The organism is Escherichia sp. E4702 (assembly GCF_963883545.1).
Taxonomy (GTDB): domain Bacteria; phylum Pseudomonadota; class Gammaproteobacteria; order Enterobacterales; family Enterobacteriaceae; genus Escherichia.
On sequence record NZ_CAWORF010000011.1, the window covers coordinates 185845 to 204568 of the forward strand.

Genomic DNA, 18724 nt, shown 5'->3' on the forward strand with positions numbered 1-18724 from the left:
TATGTCCCGGTCAGCGAAACCTCAAAATGGTCGCCGCCGCTTTCTGCGCGATGTTGTTCGCACAGCAGGCGGTCTGGCTGCCGTGGGTGTGGCGCTGGGGTTACAACAGCAAACCGCACGCGCATCAGGCGTGCGGTTGCGCCCGCCCGGAGCCATAAACGAGAACGCCTTTGCCAGTGCCTGTGTGCGTTGCGGTCAGTGTGTTCAGGCTTGCCCTTACGACACCTTAAAACTGGCGACGCTGGCCTCTGGCCTGTCGGCGGGTACGCCATATTTTGTCGCACGGGATATTCCTTGCGAAATGTGTGAGGACGTCCCGTGCGCCAAAGTATGCCCCAGCGGCGCGCTGGATCGTGAGATCGAATCGATCGACGACGCGCGGATGGGGCTGGCGGTGTTGGTGGACCAGGAAAACTGTCTCAACTTTCAGGGGCTGCGCTGTGATGTTTGTTATCGCGAATGCCCGAAAATTGATGAGGCAATCACCCTGGAGCTGGAGCGCAACACGCGTACCGGTAAGCACGCCCGTTTTCTGCCGACGGTTCACAGCGACGCCTGTACCGGTTGCGGTAAGTGCGAAAAAGTATGCGTGCTGGAACAACCGGCAATCAAGGTGTTACCGCTGTCACTGGCGAAAGGGGAGTTAGGTCACCATTACCGCTTCGGCTGGCTGGAGGGGAACAATGGCAAATCGTAAACGTGACGCCGGGCGCGAGGCGCTGGAGAAAAAAGGCTGGTGGCGCAGTCACCGTTGGCTGGTGTTACGTCGCCTTTGTCAGTTCTTCGTGCTGGGGATGTTTTTGAGCGGCCCGTGGTTTGGTGTGTGGATCTTACATGGCAACTACAGCAGTAGCCTGTTATTCGACACCGTTCCGCTGACCGATCCGCTGATGACGCTGCAAAGCCTTGCCAGCGGTCATCTGCCTGCCACGGTGGCGCTGATCGGTGCGGTGATTATCACCGTACTCTACGCCCTGGCAGGAAAGCGATTATTTTGCAGCTGGGTCTGCCCGCTGAACCCGATTACCGATTTAGCAAACTGGTTACGCAGACGATTTGATCTCAATCAGTCTGCGACGATCCCTCGCCACATTCGCTACGTGCTGTTGGTGGTCATTCTGGTGGGATCCGCCTTAACTGGCTCGCTCATCTGGGAATGGATCAACCCCGTATCTCTGATGGGGCGTAGCCTGGTAATGGGATTCGGCAGCGGCGCGCTGCTTATTCTCGCGCTGTTTTTATTTGATCTACTGGTCGTTGAACACGGCTGGTGCGGGCATATTTGTCCGGTCGGCGCGCTGTATGGCGTGTTGGGTAGCAAAGGTGTGATTACCGTTGCGGCCACCGATCGGCAGAAATGTAACCGCTGTATGGATTGTTTTCATGTTTGCCCGGAACCGCATGTGCTACGTGCCCCGGTGCTGGATGAACAAAGCCCGGTGCAGGTCACCAGCCGCGATTGCATGACGTGCGGTCGCTGCGTGGATGTCTGTTCTGAGGATGTATTTACAATAACTACACGATGGAGTTCGGGAGCGAAATCATGAAAAGCCATGACCTGAAGAAAGCGCTGTGTCAATGGACGGCGATGCTGGCCCTGGTGGTGAGCGGCGCGGTTTGGGCGGCAAATGGCGTCGATTTTAGCCAGTCGCCGGAAGTATCCGGGACGCAGGAAGGGGCCATTCGGATGCCAAAAGAGCAGGATCGGATGCCGCTGAACTATGTGAATCAGCCGCCAATGATCCCGCATAGCGTTGAAGGTTATCAGGTAACGACCAATACCAACCGCTGCTTACAGTGCCACGGTGTTGAAAGCTATCGCACCACTGGCGCACCGCGCATCAGTCCTACTCACTTTATGGACAGCGACGGCAAAGTGGGCGCAGAAGTGGCTCCGCGTCGTTATTTCTGTCTGCAATGTCACGTACCGCAGGCCGATACCGCGCCAATCGTGGGGAATACCTTTACCCCATCAAAAGGTTACGGGAAATAAGAGGTTATTATGGGAAATTCTGACCGTAAGCCTGGTCTGATTAAGCGCCTGTGGAAATGGTGGCGTACCCCCAGCCGTCTGGCGCTGGGGACGCTGCTGTTGATCGGTTTTGTCGGCGGCATCGTCTTCTGGGGCGGCTTTAACACTGGGATGGAAAAAGCTAACACTGAAGAGTTTTGCATTAGCTGCCACGAAATGCGCAACACGGTGTATCAGGAATACATGGATTCCGTGCATTACAACAACCGTAGCGGCGTTCGTGCGACTTGTCCGGATTGTCACGTTCCGCACGAGTTTGTGCCGAAAATGATACGCAAGCTCAAAGCAAGTAAAGAGCTGTATGGTAAAATTCTGGGCGTTATTGACACGCCGCAGAAATTCGAAGCTCATCGCCTGACTATGGCACAGAATGAGTGGCGGCGAATGAAGGACAACAATTCGCAGGAGTGCCGTAACTGTCACAACTTCGAGTTTATGGATTTAACCGCCCAGAAAGGTGTTGCCGCGAAGATGCACGATCAAGCGGTGAAAGATGGGCAAACCTGTATTGACTGCCATAAAGGGATCGCGCACAAGCTACCCGATATGCGCGAAGTTGAACCAGGTTTTTAACAGGATGTCATTGCGTGGGGATGCTTGAAGCCAGAGAATTGCTCTGCGAGCGGGATGAACGAACCTTGTTTAGTGGTTTGTCATTTACGCTGAACGCAGGAGAGTGGGTACAAATCACCGGCAGCAACGGTGCGGGGAAGACAACGCTTCTTCGTCTGCTGACTGGGTTGTCTCGTCCTGACGCCGGTGAGGTTCTCTGGCAAGGGCAGCCCTTGCATCAGGTACGCGACAGCTACCATCAAAACCTGTTATGGATAGGCCATCAGCCGGGGATTAAAACCCGGCTGACGGCGTTAGAAAATCTGCACTTCTATCACCGTGACGGTGATACCGCACAATGTCTGGACGCTCTGGCGCAGGCCGGGCTTGCCGGATTCGAAGATATTCCCGTAAACCAGCTCTCTGCCGGGCAACAACGCCGCGTCGCGCTGGCGCGATTATGGCTGACCCGCGCTACGTTGTGGATCCTCGACGAACCTTTTACCGCGATTGACGTCAACGGCGTCGATCGTCTGACCCAGCGCATGGCGCAGCATACGGAGCAGGGGGGAATTGTGATTCTGACCACCCACCAGCCGCTCAACGTTGCTGAAAGTAAAATCCGCCGCATTTCTCTGACGCATACAAGGGGCGCATGATGTTCTGGCGCATTTTCCGTCTTGAGCTGCGCGTGGCGTTTCGCCATAGCGCCGAAATCGCTAACCCGCTGTGGTTCTTCCTGATTGTTATTACCCTTTTTCCACTTAGTATCGGTCCGGAGCCGCAATTGCTGGCGAGGATTGCTCCGGGAATTATCTGGGTGGCGGCGCTGCTTTCCTCTTTGCTGGCGCTGGAGCGACTGTTTCGTGACGATTTGCAGGACGGCAGTCTTGAACAACTGATGTTGTTGCCATTACCCTTGCCCGCCGTTGTGCTGGCGAAGGTGATGGCGCACTGGATGGTGACAGGTTTGCCTCTGCTCATTCTCTCACCACTGGTGGCATTGCTACTGGGAATGGACGTGTACGGTTGGCAAGTGATGGCGCTTACGCTGTTGTTGGGAACCCCCACGCTTGGCTTTCTTGGTGCGCCAGGCGTGGCGCTGACGGTCGGACTTAAGCGCGGTGGAGTGCTACTCAGTATTCTCGTGTTACCACTCACCATCCCCTTACTCATCTTTGCCACCGCTGCGATGGACGCGGCTTCGATGCATTTGCCCGTGGACGGGTATCTGGCAATTTTAGGCGCGTTGCTGGCTGGCACCGCGACATTAAGTCCTTTTGCGACGGCGGCAGCGTTACGAATCAGCATTCAATAACGCTGGATTACTGATTTTTGTTCGAGTCTGGTATCGAAACTATGTGGAAAACACTACATCAACTGGCGATCCCTCCACGGTTATATCAAATCTGTGGCTGGTTTATACCGTGGCTGGCAATCGCCAGTGTGGTCGTGCTCACCGTCGGCTGGATCTGGGGATTCGGCTTTGCTCCGGCTGATTATCAGCAAGGAAATAGCTACCGCATTATTTATCTACATGTGCCAGCGGCAATCTGGTCGATGGGTATTTATGCCTCGATGGCGGTAGCGGCGTTCATCGGTCTTGTCTGGCAGATGAAAATGGCTAACCTGGCGGTCGCGGCGATGGCGCCTATTGGCGCGGTATTTACTTTTATTGCCCTGGTTACCGGCTCTGCATGGGGAAAACCGATGTGGGGCACCTGGTGGGTGTGGGACGCGCGTCTGACTTCTGAACTGGTGCTGCTGTTTTTGTATGTTGGTGTGATTGCCCTGTGGCACGCCTTCGACGACCGCCGTCTGGCGGGCCGTGCGGCAGGTATTCTGGTGCTGATTGGCGTGGTGAATCTGCCGATTATTCATTATTCCGTGGAGTGGTGGAACACCCTACATCAGGGATCAACGCGGATGCAGCAAAGTATCGATCCGGCAATGCGTTCGCCGCTGCGCTGGTCGATTTTTGGCTTCCTGCTGCTTTCTGCCACGCTGACGCTAATGCGGATGCGCAATTTGATTTTGCTGATGGAAAAACGCCGTCCGTGGGTGAGTGAACTGATACTGAAAAGAGGCCGTAAATGACCCCTGCATTTGCTTCCTGGAATGAATTTTTCGCAATGGGCGGTTACGCCTTTTTTGTCTGGCTGGCGGTGGTGATGACCGTTATTCCGCTGGTGGCTTTGGTCGTGCACTCGGTGATGCGGCATCGCGCAATTTTGCGTGGTGTGGCGCAACAGCGGGCGCGTGAGGCGCGGTTACGTGCCATGCAACAGCAGGAGGCCGCATGAATATTCGCCGTAAAAATCGTTTGTGGATTGCCTGCGCCGTGTTGGCAGGTTTGGCGCTGACCATCGGTCTGGTGCTGTATGCGCTGCGCTCTAATATCGATCTTTTCTATACACCGGGAGAAATTCTCTACGGTAAGCGTGAAACGCAGCAGATGCCGGAAGTCGGTCAGCGTCTGCGCGTAGGCGGGATGGTGATGCCGGGTAGCGTGCAGCGCGATCCTGACTCACTGAAAGTGACGTTTACCATTTACGATGCTGAAGGTTCAGTGGATGTCTCTTACGAAGGCATTTTGCCGGACCTGTTCCGTGAAGGGCAGGGCGTTGTGGTTCAGGGCGAGCTGGAAAAAGGCAATCATATCCTCGCTAAAGAAGTACTGGCGAAACACGACGAAAACTACACGCCGCCAGAAGTTGAAAAGGCGATGGATGCTAACCATCGTCGCCCGGCAAGTTCTTATAAGGATCCCGCATCATGATGCCAGAAATTGGTAACGGACTGCTGTGCCTGGCGTTAGGGATTGCACTTTTGCTGTCTGTTTATCCGCTATGGGGTGTGGCGCGTGGAGATGCGCGGATGATGGCCTCCTCCCGGCTGTTTGCCTGGCTGCTGTTTATGTGCGTGGCTGGCGCGTTTCTGGTGCTGGTTAACGCCTTTGTGGTAAACGACTTCACCGTCACCTATGTCGCCAGTAACTCCAATACCCAGCTTCCGGTGTGGTATCGCGTGGCGGCCACGTGGGGGGCGCATGAAGGTTCGCTACTGCTGTGGGTGCTGCTAATGAGCGGCTGGACGTTTGCGGTGGCGATTTTTAGCCAGCGTATTCCGCTGGATATTGTGGCGCGCGTACTGGCGGTAATGGGGATGGTCAGCGTCGGCTTTTTGCTGTTCATTCTCTTTACCTCTAACCCGTTCTCACGCACATTGCCGAACTTCCCGATTGAAGGGCGCGACCTTAACCCGTTGTTGCAGGATCCGGGGCTGATCTTCCATCCGCCTCTGCTTTATATGGGGTACGTTGGTTTCTCGGTGGCATTTGCTTTTGCCATTGCTTCTTTGCTGAGTGGGCGTCTGGACAGCACTTATGCGCGTTTTACTCGTCCGTGGACGCTGGCTGCGTGGATCTTCCTGACGCTCGGCATCGTACTCGGTTCCGCGTGGGCCTATTACGAACTCGGCTGGGGCGGTTGGTGGTTCTGGGATCCGGTAGAAAATGCCTCGTTTATGCCGTGGCTGGTGGGGACTGCGCTGATGCACTCGCTGGCTGTCACTGAACAACGCGCCAGCTTCAAAGCGTGGACATTACTGCTGGCAATCAGTGCCTTCTCGCTGTGTCTGCTGGGGACCTTCCTCGTGCGTTCTGGCGTGCTGGTATCGGTACACGCGTTTGCGTCTGATCCGGCGCGCGGTATGTTTATCCTCGCCTTTATGGTGCTGGTGATTGGCGGTTCGCTGCTGCTGTTTGCCGCGCGTGGACACAAAGTTCGCTCACGCGTAAACAATGCGCTGTGGTCGCGGGAATCTTTGCTGCTAGCGAACAACGTTTTGCTGGTCGCCGCGATGCTGGTGGTATTGCTGGGGACGCTGCTACCGCTGGTGCACAAGCAACTGGGACTGGGCAGCATTTCGATTGGCGAACCGTTCTTTAACAGCATGTTTACCTGGCTGATGGTGCCATTTGCACTGGTGCTGGGCATTGGTCCGCTGGTGCGTTGGGGGCGCGACCGACCGCGTAAAATCCGCAATTTGTTGATTATCGCCTTCATCTCTACGCTGGTGTTGTCTCTGCTGTTGCCGTGGCTGTTCGAAAGCAAAGTTGTGGCGATGACGGTGCTCGGCCTGGCAATGGCCTGTTGGATTGCGGTGCTGGCAATTGCGGAAGCTGTGCTGCGTATTTCACGCGGCACGAAAACCACCTTCAGTTATTGGGGGATGGTGGCGGCTCACCTGGGGCTGGCGGTGACAATTGTTGGCATTGCCTTTAGCCAGAACTATAGCGTTGAGCGTGATGTGCGCATGAAGTCCGGCGATAGCGTCGATATTCATGAATATCGCTTCACCTTCCGTGATGTCAAAGAGGTGACTGGCCCGAACTGGCGTGGCGGTGTGGCGACTATCGGCGTAACGCGAGAGGGTAAACCGGAAACAGTGCTGTATGCGGAAAAACGTTATTACAACACTGCCGGGTCGATGATGACCGAAGCGGCGATTGACGGCGGCATCACGCGTGACCTGTACGCGGCGCTCGGTGAAGAGCTGGAAAACGGCGCGTGGGCTGTGCGTCTTTACTACAAACCGTTTGTTCGCTGGATTTGGGCGGGCGGGCTGATGATGGCGTTGGGCGGACTGCTGTGTCTGTTTGATCCTCGCTATCGTAAGCGCGTGAACCCGCAAAAAACTGCGCCGGAGGCTGTATGAAGCGCAAAGTATTGTTACTTCCTTTGATTATCTTCCTGGCGATTGCCGCGGCGCTGCTGTGGCAGCTGGCGCGTAATGCCGAAGGGGATGATCCGACCAATCTGGAATCGGCGCTCATTGGCAAGCCTGTGCCGAAATTTCGCCTCGAATCACTGGACAATCCGGGGCAGTTTTATCAGGCGGATGTGCTGACTCAGGGCAAACCGGTGCTGCTTAACGTCTGGGCGACCTGGTGTCCGACCTGCCGTGCGGAACATCAATATCTGAATCAGCTTTCTGCGCAGGGCATTCGCGTGGTCGGCATGAACTATAAAGACGATCGCCAGAAGGCAATCAGCTGGCTGAAAGAGCTGGGCAATCCTTACGCGCTAAGCCTGTTTGATGGCGACGGCATGTTAGGGCTGGATCTCGGTGTCTATGGCGCGCCGGAAACGTTCCTTATTGACGGCAACGGCATCATTCGCTATCGCCATGCGGGCGATCTCAATCCTCGCGTCTGGGAAGAAGAGATCAAGCCGCTGTGGGAGAAATACAGTAAGGAGGCCGCACAATGAGGTTTTTATTGGGTGTGCTGATGCTGATGATCTCCGGTTCAGCGCTGGCGACCATCGATGTGTTGCAGTTTAAAGATGAAGCACAGGAACAACAGTTCCGTCAGCTCACTGAAGAACTGCGCTGCCCGAAATGCCAGAACAACAGCATTGCCGATTCCAACTCGATGATTGCCACCGACCTGCGCCAGAAAGTGTACGAACTGATGCAGGAAGGTAAAAGCAAGCAGGAGATTGTCGATTATATGGTGGCGCGTTACGGCAACTTCGTCACTTACGATCCGCCGTTAACGCCGCTGACCGTCTTGCTGTGGGTGCTGCCAGTGGTGGCTATTGGTATCGGCGGTTGGGTTATTTATGCCCGCTCGCGGCGGCGTGTACGGCTGGTTGTGGAGGAGTTTCCTGAACAAAGCGTGCCGGAAGGTAAGCGTGCCGGATTTGCTGTTTACCTGCCGGGTATTGTTGTGGCATTGATTGTGGCAGGTGTCGGCTACTACCAGACTGGCAATTATCAGCAGGTAAAAATCTGGCAGCAGGCCACGGCGCAGGCTCCGGCATTGCTGGACAGGGCGCTGGATCCGAAAGCCGATCCGCTCAATGAAGAAGAGATGTCGCGCCTTGCACTGGGAATGCGTACTCAACTGCAAAAAAATCCGGGAGATATAGAAGGCTGGATTATGTTGGGCCGCGTTGGCATGGCGCTGGGTAACGCCAGTATCGCGACCGATGCATATGCTACTGCGTATCGCCTCGATCCGAAGAACAGTGATGCCGCACTGGGTTATGCGGAAGCGTTGACACGTTCATCTGATCCCAGCGACAACCGCCTCGGCGGCGAACTGCTGCGTCAGTTGGTGAGAACGGACCATAGCAATATCCGTGTGTTAAGCATGTATGCGTTTAATGCCTTTGAGCAGCAGCGATTTGGCGAAGCCGTTGCCGCGTGGGAGATGATGTTGAAACTCTTACCTGCTAACGATACTCGCCGTGCGGTGATTGAACGCAGTATCGCGCAGGCGATGCAGCATTTATCACCACACGAAAGTAAATAAGAAGAAGCCCGATGGTGATGCCATCGGGGCCAGATTGATAACAAAGTGCGCTTTGTTTATACCGGATGCGGCGTAAACGCCTCATCCGACCTACAAAATCGTGCGAATTTAATACATTACTCGATCCGCGTAGGCCTGATAAGCGTAGCGCATCAGGCAGTTTTGCGTTTGTCATCAATATCAGCCCGATGGTAAATCCATCGGGCTATTTTTTTATTGCGCCCCGCGTTGTTGCAGGAACAGAATGGTGGCCGCCACGCGTGAGCGGACGTTGAGTTTACGCAGCAGATTGCGGATATGGACTTTTACCGTCTGCTCAGAAATATTCAGTACCGAAGCGATCTGCTTATTGGACAGTCCTTGTGCCAGTTCGTGCAGAACATCTAATTCACGCTCCGTTAGCACGCTGAAGGGGTCTTCTTCAGCGCCAAACATTTCACGCTCGCGTAAGTACTGACTTACGCGTTCACTAAAGACTTTGCTACCTTTTGCTCCGGCGCGAATCGCTTCCAGCAACACTTCCGGATCGCTATCTTTCAACAGATAACCGTCAGCGCCTGCGTCTATCAATGCAAAGATATCGCTGGAGGCATCTGAAACGGTCAGGATTATAATTTGCGCGGTAACGCCATCCCTGCGCAAGGCATTGAGGGTATCCAGGCCACTCATACCTTTCATATTGAGATCCAGCAAGATCACGTCGATATCCAGTCTATTCGCCAGATCGATAGCACTAGCGCCGTCGCCTGCTTCGGCGACCACTTCAAAGCCAGGGTCAAGCTCCAGTAACTGACGAACACCGCGTCGCATAAGTGGATGATCATCCACAATCAGCACCTGAAAAGGCGTTGCTTCAGGCATAGTAGTCTCCTGAGGTTTTATTAGAATCATTATGTTTGAGCGTAGCGTTGGTTACGCTACCAGGCGCGTGAATGTTACCCCATTTTATGTATGGGCATGTAGTGAAAACTGTAAGTGTGGGTAGAAGGGGAATGACGTAGATATAAAAAAACCAACCTTTGCGGTTGGTTTTCTTGGGATTTTGGTCGGCACGAGAGGATTTGAACCTCCGACCCCCGACACCCCATGACGGTGCGCTACCAGGCTGCGCTACGTGCCGACTCGTGGCTGCTTATACTACCGTTTTCCACACCGATTGCAAGTAAGATATTTTGCTAACTGATTTATAATTAATCAGTTAGCGATAAAACGCTTCTCGTCTGTCAGCACCTGCAATAACAAACTCAACTGTGGTTTTTCGTCTCTCACTCTTTCACCACGTAAGTTGTAAGTGCGGTATTTACCGTTATTGTTCAGTACTAGCGTCATTTTCGGTGTGGTAATTGCCAGCGTATCGTTATCCGCGGCTGTTACCCAGTAATGACGGCGCTCAGGGTTGAACAAGTCCTGACCTTGTGAGTATTCGCTGGCAGGCGTACTGACGTGTAGCAGGCGTTGCATCAGCGTGGTCATAAGATCAGTATGATCGGTCAAGGCATTAATACGCTGTGCCGGTGTGCCTGGCCAGTGAATGACTAATGGCACCTGAAGATGGCCACGTGACCAGTCAAAGGTTTCTTCATCTTCGCTCAGCGGAATGCCGCGACCAGCAGTGATAATCACCACCGTGTTGTCCAGTTTCCCGGATTCACGTAACGCATTCAGGACGCGATTGATCTGGTCATCGACATTACCAGCTGCGCGGCTATATTTCCGGGCAAATGCTTGCTGATTGCTGTCGTCAATATTGGTGCCATTGAAAGATACCCACGAGAACCAGCGGTTATCTTCTTGCGCGTAGCGGCCAAGCCAGTTGATCCACTGCGTGGCGGTCTGCTCATCGGATTGTGTATGTACGCTCGGCATGGAGAAGTCTGACAACAATGCCTGGCGATACAGCGGACTGGTAAAGCCATCTGACGAGAATAAGCCCAACTGATAGCCTTGCTGGTTGAGCGCGGTAATTAACGCCGCAGGCGTACGGGTCGACAGAATACCGTCCATATAGCTTGGCGAGATGCCATAGAACAAGCCAAAGATACCGTTGTCGGTGGTGTTGCCGGAACTCATATGGCGCGTGAACGAAATATTTTGTTCGGCAAAACCCGCCAGTGCAGGCATCTGCTTCTCGTAGCGTGAGTAGTTCAGGCCATCGACAGTAATCAACAACACATTTTGCCCGGTGCCCATATCGCGGTAGCGCAATTCGCTTAACGGATACTGTACGGAAACAGCGTCTGGATTGCCTTGCTCGATCAGACGGCGTTGATACTCCTGCGCATCAAGCAGACCATGCTTCTCAAGAAAACGTCGCGCCGTCATCGGGTACGAAAGCGGCAGGTTAGCGCGCTGCATGGTGATAGGGCGATAGAAGTTAGCATCGGCCCAGATATACACCATGTGTGAGGCGATAAAGGCGATAAATAAGAATGCGGCCAGCGGACGGGCGAAGCGTCGACGACGCGTCAGACTGCGCAGCTTTTGCCAGCTCCACGTCGCAAACACCAGTTCAATCAATAAAATAACTGGCACGCTGATAAACATTAGCTGCCAGTCGCGCGCCATCTCATTCTCGTCCGGATTGATAACCAACTGCCAGACGATGGGGTTAAGATGGAGATGGAAACGGGTAAAGACTTCGCTGTCGATCAGTAACAGCGTCATTCCCACAGTGGCCAGAATGACGGACAAAAACCTCATTAGCCTCTGTGAGCCGACGATAAAGGTCAGCGGGAAGAGGATCAGCAAGTAGGTGGCGAACACCAGAAAGCTGAAGTGGCCGATAATGCTTACATAGGAATAAATACGACCCGCAAGCGTTGTCGGCCAGTCGGCGATAAACAGGTAACGACTGCCAATGACAAGTGAGAGCAGAATGTTGAACAGTGCAAACCAGTGCCCCCAGCTGACCATCTGGGAGACTTTTTCACGGTAGCGCTGACGATGAGTTACCATAACCTGTTATCTGTTTCCCTTAGTGCGCTTTGTCTTCGTTGATCGAGGACTGCAAAGCGCGGGCAAAAGAGTTGGCAATTGCCTGGCGTTGAGCCGGGGCAATGCTGGTATTGATAAGGTTAGTGACCATGTTGCCTAACACCATCAGGGAAAGGTCGGTCGGAGCCTTATGTTTTTCCAGTACGTTGAGCAGCTCTGCGAGCAATTGTTCAACCTGTTCATCACTGTAGCGGGAAATTTGTGGCATAAATCGAAATCAGTTAGTTGATGAAAGGGCAACATATTACCGTAGCAACGGTTTTTTTTCTGCTTTTTTATGCTTTCAATCATTCTCCTTACGCAGCCTTCTGTAAAATGGCCGCCAACTTTTATTGCGTCGCTTTACCGGTGGTGGTTGAATACCGCCCGGTCTTAAAGGAGAGTTTATCATGAGTCTGGATATCAACCAGATTGCTCTGCACCAGCTTATCAAGCGTGATGAGCAGAACCTTGAGCTGGTGTTGCGCGATTCATTGCTGGAACCGACGGAAACCGTCGTTGAGATGGTGGCAGAGCTGCATCGGGTCTATAGCGCCAAGAACAAAGCCTACGGATTGTTCAGCGAAGAGAGTGAACTGGCGCAGACGCTGCGCCTACAGCGTCAGGGCGAAGAGGACTTTCTGGCATTTAGCCGTGCGGCAACCGGTCGCCTGCGTGACGAACTGGCGAAATATCCTTTTGCTGATGGCGGTTTCGTCCTGTTTTGCCACTATCGTTATCTGGCAGTTGAGTATTTGCTGATTTGCGTGCTGAGCAATCTAAGCAGTATGCGCGTCAACGAAAATCTCGACATCAACCCGACCCATTATCTTGATATCAATCATGCGGATATTGTGGCGCGTATTGATTTAACTGAGTGGGAAACCAATCCGGAATCGACACGCTACCTGACTTTCCTGAAAGGGCGAGTCGGACGCAAAGTGGCGGATTTCTTTATGGATTTCCTCGGTGCCAGCGAAGGGTTGAACGCCAAAGCGCAAAACCGCGGTCTGTTGCAAGCGGTCGACGACTTCACCGCAGAAGCGCAACTGGATAAAGCAGAACGGCAGAACGTTCGCCAGCAAGTTTATAGCTATTGTAATGAGCAATTGCAGGCGGGTGAGGAGATTGAACTGGAGTCGCTGTCAAAAGAGTTGGCGGGCGTCAGCGAAGTCAGCTTCACGGAGTTTGCTGCTGAAAAAGGGTACGAACTGGAAGAGAGCTTCCCGGCAGACCGCAGCACGCTGCGTCAGTTGACGAAGTTTGCCGGTAGCGGCGGTGGTTTGACCATTAACTTTGATGCGATGCTGTTAGGCGAACGGATTTTCTGGGACCCGGCGACCGATACGCTGACCATTAAAGGTACGCCGCCGAATTTGCGCGATCAATTGCAGCGCCGGACGTCTGGCGGGAACTAAATCTCCAACGCGAATGTTTCTTTTTAGAGAAACAGTTGCGGGGTAATCACAATTCTTGTCAATCAGTGAGTAAGATAACTTGCTGATTGACCTTTCATTCGAAAATATTTTCTCTGTTATCATATTAAGTGTTGCAGTAAATATTTTTCTCTTCCTCTTTATTCGATAATAAATCGGTCTGGTAACTATTTCCGCCGTTTTTTGTGAGCTGTAACACTGGAAAAAACATTCTGTTTAATTATATTGAGTTTTCCTGGCGTTATATTTTGTTATTTGCTTTGCCTATATAAAATGCAAATATATTTTTAATGTCAATATTATTGCCGTTATGTTTGACTCATTATATTAATCGTATGAATGATTTTAAGGATTCACCGCATGGAGCAAGAAAATCCTGAAGATAAAAAGTGTTGTCGACCGAAAAAAACGTTCTCTTTAACCAGAAAGTTACTGGTATGTTTTATCTTTACCCTCATTGTATTCAGTGGCTGTTTATTTGTCGTCATGAACACGGTCATTCACAACACAAGCACTGACAGCTTTTGCCTGGGTTGTCATGAAATGAAAGACAACATCCTCACCGAGAGCTTCAAAAAATCCATTCATGGCAGTAATCGTACTGGCGTGAAGGTCGCTTGTGCCGATTGCCATATTCCTGATGAATTTGTCCCTAAGATGATCAGAAAAGCCCACGCCGTTAAAGAGGTTTGGGGTCATATGACAGGCGTAATTGATACGGCTGAAAAATTCGATGCACATCGTGGTGAAATGGCAAAAGCGGAATGGGCAAGAATGAAAGCAAATAATTCGCAGGAGTGCAGAAACTGCCACGATATTTCTAAATTACAGAAAAAATTTATGGCGCCGTTCCATGAGGCTTCTCTTAAAGAGGGGAAAACATGTATTGATTGTCATGCCGGCATTGCACATAAATTACCAGCAGTTGCAACAGCAGTGCATTAGTCATTAATACATGAATGTCATGTCTGTTTGGTTTCAAATAAAAACAAGAAGGGTTTCATGTTGATTTAAATTTTTATGCAAAAGGACCATGTTATGAGGAAACTAAAAAGGGGATTCTTATTAGCTGGGGTATTAACGGCGCTTTCCCTAAGCGCCTATGCTGACAGAAATATGAATAAGATCCCGCATATCAATCTGTCGAATCCATCCGTCGAACCAGTTAGTGAGAGAATAATCCAAACAGATGTTGTTGTTATTGGCGGTGGGCTTTCTGGCATGTCCGCAGGGTTGACTGCAGTACAGGGCGGAGCCAAGGTTGTTATTTTTGAAAAACTACCAAGCCTTGGAGGGGCAGGCGTTTATCCTGAAGGCAGTTTAGGCATTGGCACCCTTATGCAGAAAAAAGAGGGGAAAGGTGCCACGCTAAATCAAGCCTTTGGTAAGGCGATCGATTTCCATCACTGGCGAGCCAATGCCAGTGCATTGCACGCATTAATGAAAAACTCAGGCGAAACCATTGATTGGGTTGCCAGTAATGGCGTTGAGTTTACGACCTTAAAAACCACCATTTATCCTCAGTCAGATTCATTATGGACCTGGCATATGTATAAGCATAACGGTGCATCTGTTACTAAAAGCTTTTACAAGAAGATCCTTGATGGCGGTGGTCAAATCTACACCGAAACTCCTGTTAAGAAGATTATTCGCGATAAACAAAGCGGTGATGTCGTTGGCGTCGAAGCGGTTAATAGCGTAACAGGGGAAAAAATCATTGCCTATGGTAAAGGTGTGATTGTGGCGACCGGTGGTTTTGCCAACAACCGTGACATGATTGAAAAATACATCACCGATGTGAATCAGAAAAACATGGTGCCGGTCAAACTACGTGGCCCCCTGATTGATGGACGCGAAGGCGATGGTATCAAAATGGGGCAAGACATTGGCGCTGATACTGCCGGGATGCAAACCATTGCTGGCAATAGCCATATGTCGATCAAGACCCTCCTATCCGTCAGTTTAATGGCGCGGATTACCAAAAACAGGCCAGAACATCATTAAGCCAGCCATTCCTGTGGATTAACCGACAAGGCGAGCGTTTCTTTGATGAGTCACTCGGTTCCAGTTTTACCCTCGTTTATAACGCTATCACCATGAATGGCGGAGTCATGTATTCCGTCTGGGATGACGCAATGCGTCAGAAGATGGTTAACGAAGGGCCGGTCACGCCGTTTAACGCCATTGTGTTGCCAGGGCAACCGATGAAGGCGCTGGATCAGGCGATCGAGATCGGCATGAAAGAAGGGTGGTTGTTTAAAGGTGAAACGTTGGACGATCTGGCAAAACAGATCAATGTTCCTGCAGACAATCTGAAAGCGACGATTGCGAAAGTAAACAAGTATACGGATGAAGGTTTCGATCCTGACTGGGGGCGCAAGAAAGAGCATCTGTTTAAATTTCAGGATAAAGGACCGTATTACGCCGTGAAAGGTATTCGGGCTTATTTCCTGACGCTGGGTGGTTTGAAAATGAACAGCGATCTGCAGGTCTACGATACCAATGAGAAGATTATCCCGGGTCTGTATGTTGTCGGGCAGGATATGGGCGGTCTGTATGACAGCTCCTATGATTTGGTACTTGAAGGATCGGCTTCTGGCTTTGCGTTGACGTCGGGACGTATGGCAGCGAAACATATTATAAGCACCAGAATGCAGGCACAGGGAGGTGGCAAATGAGCAAGCTATTGAAGAACATTGTCACAATCATTCTTGCTGGCGTAATGTGCACCGTTATCGGTATGGTTTCTGCCAGTGCACAAGAGATTGTTGGCATGAAAATGCACAAGACCATTGGTCTGGAATGTAATAACTGCCATGTTGATGATGTTAAAGCCAACAAGAATATGACGCCAACGTGCGTTAGCTGCCATGCGCCTGGTGAGCGTTATTATCATGGTAAGAAGGATTCAGAAGGTAACTCAGTGTTAAAAGAGTATCCGGAGTCGGGTAAAACACGAGTTGCTTCTTTCCATGACTCTCATGGCGGGGAAATTCGCTGTACGGTATGCCATACGTCACATGAGAAGGAACCACAGCCACTCTATTGCAACAACTGCCATCAGTTTGATGTGAAGATTAAGTAGTGCAGGTATTTGTCAGTCGCTAAAAAAGAAAACGGCCCGTAAAGGCCGTTTTCTTTTGTTCAACTTATTCAGCAATTAAGCGCGAACGAAGTCGATGTGCTGCAGCTTCGGTTTGTACGGATGACGCTGTACGTCCTGAGCTTTAACTTTGATTTCTTTACCGTCAACAACGATGGTCAGAACTTCGCTGTAGAATTCAGCTTTAGCTTGCATGTTCATGACTTTGTCGTGATCCAGCTCGATAGCCAGCGGCGCTTCTTTGCCACCGTAGATGATTGCTGGGAACTTGTTAGCGGCACGCAGGCGGCGGCTCGCACCCTTACCCTGCTCTTTACGTACTTCTGCGTTGATAGTAAACATTTCTTTCTCTCTTAAATGATTCCTGCTACAGGCGACCCAGCAACAGGTAAGTGATCTGCTTTGCGTATGCAAAAGCGGGCGAGATTCTATACTCAATCGCCTTATACATCAATCAAAACTACCATTAACCGCGTAATTCGTGCGCCCGCCGAAAACGACCTTCGTAATCGAATATTTTTTCACGCACCTGCCAGTACTGGCCTTTCATTCGTGCGACGACAAAATCCGGATGGCGCAATAAGGCTTGTTGGGCGAGGATATCGGCAGCGGTGATCCAACGCAAAGGGATGCCCGGTGTACGCGTATGCGGGCGGATAAAAAGCTGTTCGAAGGCAGTACGCTGGGCGGGCGTTTGCAGACGGAAACGCTCACTCACATCAGCGCCGTCTTCATCGTAATAGGTGATTTTCAACCATTCGCCTTTCTCGTCGTGCCCATGCTGCAAAGACATGCCGCTACAGCGTAATACCAGGGCGTCTTTCAGTCGTAGCGCCGCTTTTAACATATCATCCGGGTCAACCAGAATGGTGTCACATTCGCGGCAACGGCGGGCGGCAATATCGTTTTCCGCGTTACATTGCGGGCAATTTTTAAAACGGAAACGGAAGTCACACTGTTCGCGATGGCCGTCGTCATCTTCAAACCATCCCTGACAGCGGCGACCAAAGTGTTCAATCAATGTCCCGTCGGCGGTCGTTTTGCCCCAAAAGGTGTTGGCAAAACCGCAGGCAGGGCAGAAAACCTGTACCGGAACGTTGTCACTTTTGCCTTTCGGTGTACCAACTTCCGGTGCGTAGAGGTCATGAGGATTGCCCGCATAATCGAGAATTAAGCAATCTGTTTTACCCGGCGCCAGACGCAGACCGCGCCCGACAATTTGTTGGTAAAGACTCACTGATTCGGTAGGGCGCAGAATGGCGATAAGATCGACGTGCGGGGCGTCAAATCCGGTGGTCAGCACCGCAACGTTGACCAGATAGCGAAAACGCTGGGCTTTAAAATTTTCAATTAATACATCGCGCTCAGCGCCGGGCGTGTCGCCAGTAATCAGTGCAGCATCTTCTGCGGGTAGCAAACCGACAATCTCTTTTGCGTGTTCAACCGTCGCGGCGAAAATCATCACCCCTTTACGCTTTTCGGCGAACTCCATAATCTGGCTGATGATGTGCGGTGTAATGCGTTGCTGTTTTTTCAGCTCGCGGTTGAGATCAGCTTCGCTGAACAGCCCGTTACTCTGTGCCTGCAAGCGGCTGAAATCGTATTGCACTACCGGCATATCCAGCCGTTCTGGTGGCGTCAGATAGCCGTGTTTAATCATATAACGCAGCGGCAGCTCATAAATGCAGTCACGGAAAAGGGCTTTCTCATCGCCGCGTACCATGCCGTGATAATGGAACTGATAAATCCAGCCTTTGCCCAGTCGAAAAGGCGTGGCAGTCAGCCCCAGCAGGCGTAAGTGGGGATTCACTTTTGTCAGGTGAGTGAGGATTTGCTGATACTGGCTCTCTTCGTCGTCACCAATACGGTGGCATTCATCGACAATCAACAGCGAAAATTCACCCTGAAAGGCATCAAGATTACGGGCGACCGATTGCACGCTGCCAAATACTACTTTACCGTAGCTCTCCTTGCGTTTTAGCCCGGCGGCAAAAATATCGGCTTCCAGCCCCAACGCCTGGTATTTAGCATGGTTCTGCGCCACCAGTTCTTTGACGTGTGCCAGCACCAGAACTCGACCACGCGCCAGCCGTGCCAGTTCGGCAATCACCAGGCTTTTACCTGCTCCGGTAGGCAGCACGATAACGGCAGGGGTTTTATGACGACGAAAATGGTTGAGCGTGGCATCCACGGCTTCTTGCTGGTATGGACGAAGTGTAAAAATCATGGTTTAGCGTAGGTAGATTAATCTGCTAATAGTATGCCACGGATCTTTTTCCCTTGAGGGAAGTTATTAGACCGCTATA

General features: G+C 51.7%; 22 protein-coding genes and 1 tRNA gene. 17 read left to right on the forward strand and 6 right to left on the reverse strand.

Annotated elements, in window-relative coordinates; all coding sequences use genetic code 11:
- The first annotated feature begins 1 nt into the window (after position 1).
- From napG to ccmH, 12 genes are read left to right on the forward strand one after another with little or no spacing between them, the layout of a single operon-like run.
- Positions 2-697, forward strand: a complete 696-nt coding sequence (gene napG / locus AACU94_RS05270; protein ID WP_000091300.1) for a ferredoxin-type protein NapG — start codon at positions 2-4, stop codon at positions 695-697.
- On the forward strand, positions 684-1547 hold the full coding sequence (gene napH, locus AACU94_RS05275; RefSeq protein ID WP_135404821.1) for a quinol dehydrogenase ferredoxin subunit NapH: 864 nt from the start codon (positions 684-686) through the stop codon (positions 1545-1547). The genes napG and napH overlap by 14 nt, the downstream gene beginning before the upstream one ends.
- Positions 1544-1993, forward strand: a complete 450-nt coding sequence (gene napB / locus AACU94_RS05280) for a nitrate reductase cytochrome c-type subunit (RefSeq protein ID WP_000835174.1) — start codon at positions 1544-1546, stop codon at positions 1991-1993. The genes napH and napB overlap by 4 nt, the downstream gene beginning before the upstream one ends.
- Before the next feature lie 9 nt (positions 1994-2002).
- Positions 2003-2605, forward strand: coding sequence for a cytochrome c-type protein NapC (gene napC, locus AACU94_RS05285; RefSeq protein ID WP_130207128.1), 603 nt, complete (start codon positions 2003-2005; stop codon positions 2603-2605).
- Positions 2606-2619: 14 nt separating this feature from the next.
- Positions 2620-3243 carry a cytochrome c biogenesis heme-transporting ATPase CcmA gene (ccmA, locus tag AACU94_RS05290; protein ID WP_214678548.1) on the forward strand — a complete coding sequence of 208 codons (624 nt, stop codon included), beginning with the start codon at positions 2620-2622 and terminating at the stop codon, positions 3241-3243.
- The gene (gene ccmB, locus AACU94_RS05295) at positions 3240-3902 is read left to right on the forward strand and encodes a heme exporter protein CcmB (protein WP_000971724.1); all 663 of its coding nucleotides are present in this window, start codon (positions 3240-3242) and stop codon (positions 3900-3902) included. The genes ccmA and ccmB overlap by 4 nt, the downstream gene beginning before the upstream one ends.
- A 41-nt stretch (positions 3903-3943) precedes the next feature.
- Entirely contained in the window at positions 3944-4681 is a 738-nt protein-coding gene (gene ccmC / locus AACU94_RS05300; protein ID WP_001295447.1) for a heme exporter protein CcmC, read from the forward strand.
- A complete protein-coding gene (gene ccmD / locus AACU94_RS05305; RefSeq protein ID WP_130217080.1) occupies positions 4678-4887 on the forward strand; it encodes a heme exporter protein CcmD in 210 nt (69 codons plus the stop codon). The genes ccmC and ccmD overlap by 4 nt, the downstream gene beginning before the upstream one ends.
- The gene (gene ccmE / locus AACU94_RS05310) at positions 4884-5363 is read left to right on the forward strand and encodes a cytochrome c maturation protein CcmE (protein WP_135489058.1); all 480 of its coding nucleotides are present in this window, start codon (positions 4884-4886) and stop codon (positions 5361-5363) included. Before ccmD ends, ccmE begins: the two co-directional genes overlap by 4 nt.
- Positions 5360-7303 (forward strand): cytochrome c-type biogenesis heme lyase CcmF, encoded by a 1944-nt coding sequence (ccmF, locus tag AACU94_RS05315; protein ID WP_130257503.1) that lies wholly within the window; start codon positions 5360-5362, stop codon positions 7301-7303. Before ccmE ends, ccmF begins: the two co-directional genes overlap by 4 nt.
- The gene (gene dsbE, locus AACU94_RS05320; RefSeq protein ID WP_033545454.1) at positions 7300-7857 is read left to right on the forward strand and encodes a thiol:disulfide interchange protein DsbE; all 558 of its coding nucleotides are present in this window, start codon (positions 7300-7302) and stop codon (positions 7855-7857) included. The genes ccmF and dsbE overlap by 4 nt, the downstream gene beginning before the upstream one ends.
- Positions 7854-8906 (forward strand): cytochrome c-type biogenesis thiol:disulfide oxidoreductase CcmH, encoded by a 1053-nt coding sequence (gene ccmH, locus AACU94_RS05325; protein WP_135489059.1) that lies wholly within the window; start codon positions 7854-7856, stop codon positions 8904-8906. The genes dsbE and ccmH overlap by 4 nt, the downstream gene beginning before the upstream one ends.
- Positions 8907-9119: 213 nt before the next feature.
- Here the strand turns inward: ccmH and narP are convergent, their stop codons facing one another.
- From narP to AACU94_RS05345, 4 genes are all read right to left on the reverse strand, one after another.
- Complete coding sequence (gene narP / locus AACU94_RS05330; protein WP_064526779.1) at positions 9120-9767, reverse strand: nitrate/nitrite response regulator protein NarP; 648 nt, start codon at positions 9765-9767, stop codon at positions 9120-9122.
- Between the two features lie 182 nt (positions 9768-9949).
- Positions 9950-10026, reverse strand: a tRNA-Pro gene (locus AACU94_RS05335).
- Positions 10027-10100: 74 nt separating this feature from the next.
- Positions 10101-11861, reverse strand: coding sequence for an LPS biosynthesis-modulating metalloenzyme YejM (yejM, locus tag AACU94_RS05340; RefSeq protein WP_135489060.1), 1761 nt, complete (start codon positions 11859-11861; stop codon positions 10101-10103).
- A 19-nt stretch (positions 11862-11880) separates the two neighbouring features.
- Positions 11881-12108: a YejL family protein gene (locus AACU94_RS05345; RefSeq protein ID WP_001135667.1), complete on the reverse strand. Its 228-nt coding sequence runs from the start codon at positions 12106-12108 to the stop codon at positions 11881-11883.
- 181 nt (positions 12109-12289) lie between these two features.
- Between AACU94_RS05345 and yejK the strand changes: the two genes are divergently transcribed.
- From yejK to AACU94_RS05370, 5 genes are all read left to right on the forward strand, one after another.
- Positions 12290-13297: a nucleoid-associated protein YejK gene (gene yejK, locus AACU94_RS05350; RefSeq protein WP_130207118.1), complete on the forward strand. Its 1008-nt coding sequence runs from the start codon at positions 12290-12292 to the stop codon at positions 13295-13297.
- A 378-nt stretch (positions 13298-13675) separates the two neighbouring features.
- Positions 13676-14260, forward strand: coding sequence for a NapC/NirT family cytochrome c (locus AACU94_RS05355; RefSeq protein ID WP_130221894.1), 585 nt, complete (start codon positions 13676-13678; stop codon positions 14258-14260).
- A gap of 93 nt (positions 14261-14353) precedes the next feature.
- Positions 14354-15319 carry an FAD-dependent oxidoreductase gene (locus AACU94_RS05360; RefSeq protein WP_276606032.1) on the forward strand — a complete coding sequence of 322 codons (966 nt, stop codon included), beginning with the start codon at positions 14354-14356 and terminating at the stop codon, positions 15317-15319.
- A gap of 17 nt (positions 15320-15336) precedes the next feature.
- On the forward strand, positions 15337-15993 hold the full coding sequence (locus tag AACU94_RS05365) for an FAD-binding protein (RefSeq protein ID WP_276606033.1): 657 nt from the start codon (positions 15337-15339) through the stop codon (positions 15991-15993).
- Positions 15990-16400: a cytochrome c3 family protein gene (locus AACU94_RS05370; RefSeq protein WP_135410179.1), complete on the forward strand. Its 411-nt coding sequence runs from the start codon at positions 15990-15992 to the stop codon at positions 16398-16400. Before AACU94_RS05365 ends, AACU94_RS05370 begins: the two co-directional genes overlap by 4 nt.
- 75 nt (positions 16401-16475) lie before the next feature.
- On the opposite strand, the gene rplY is transcribed toward AACU94_RS05370, so the two are convergent.
- Positions 16476-16760, reverse strand: coding sequence for a 50S ribosomal protein L25 (gene rplY, locus AACU94_RS05375; RefSeq protein ID WP_000494183.1), 285 nt, complete (start codon positions 16758-16760; stop codon positions 16476-16478).
- Positions 16761-16884: 124 nt separating this feature from the next.
- Positions 16885-18645, reverse strand: a complete 1761-nt coding sequence (locus AACU94_RS05380; protein WP_135489061.1) for a DEAD/DEAH box helicase — start codon at positions 18643-18645, stop codon at positions 16885-16887.
- Between the last annotated feature and the right edge of the window lie 79 nt (positions 18646-18724).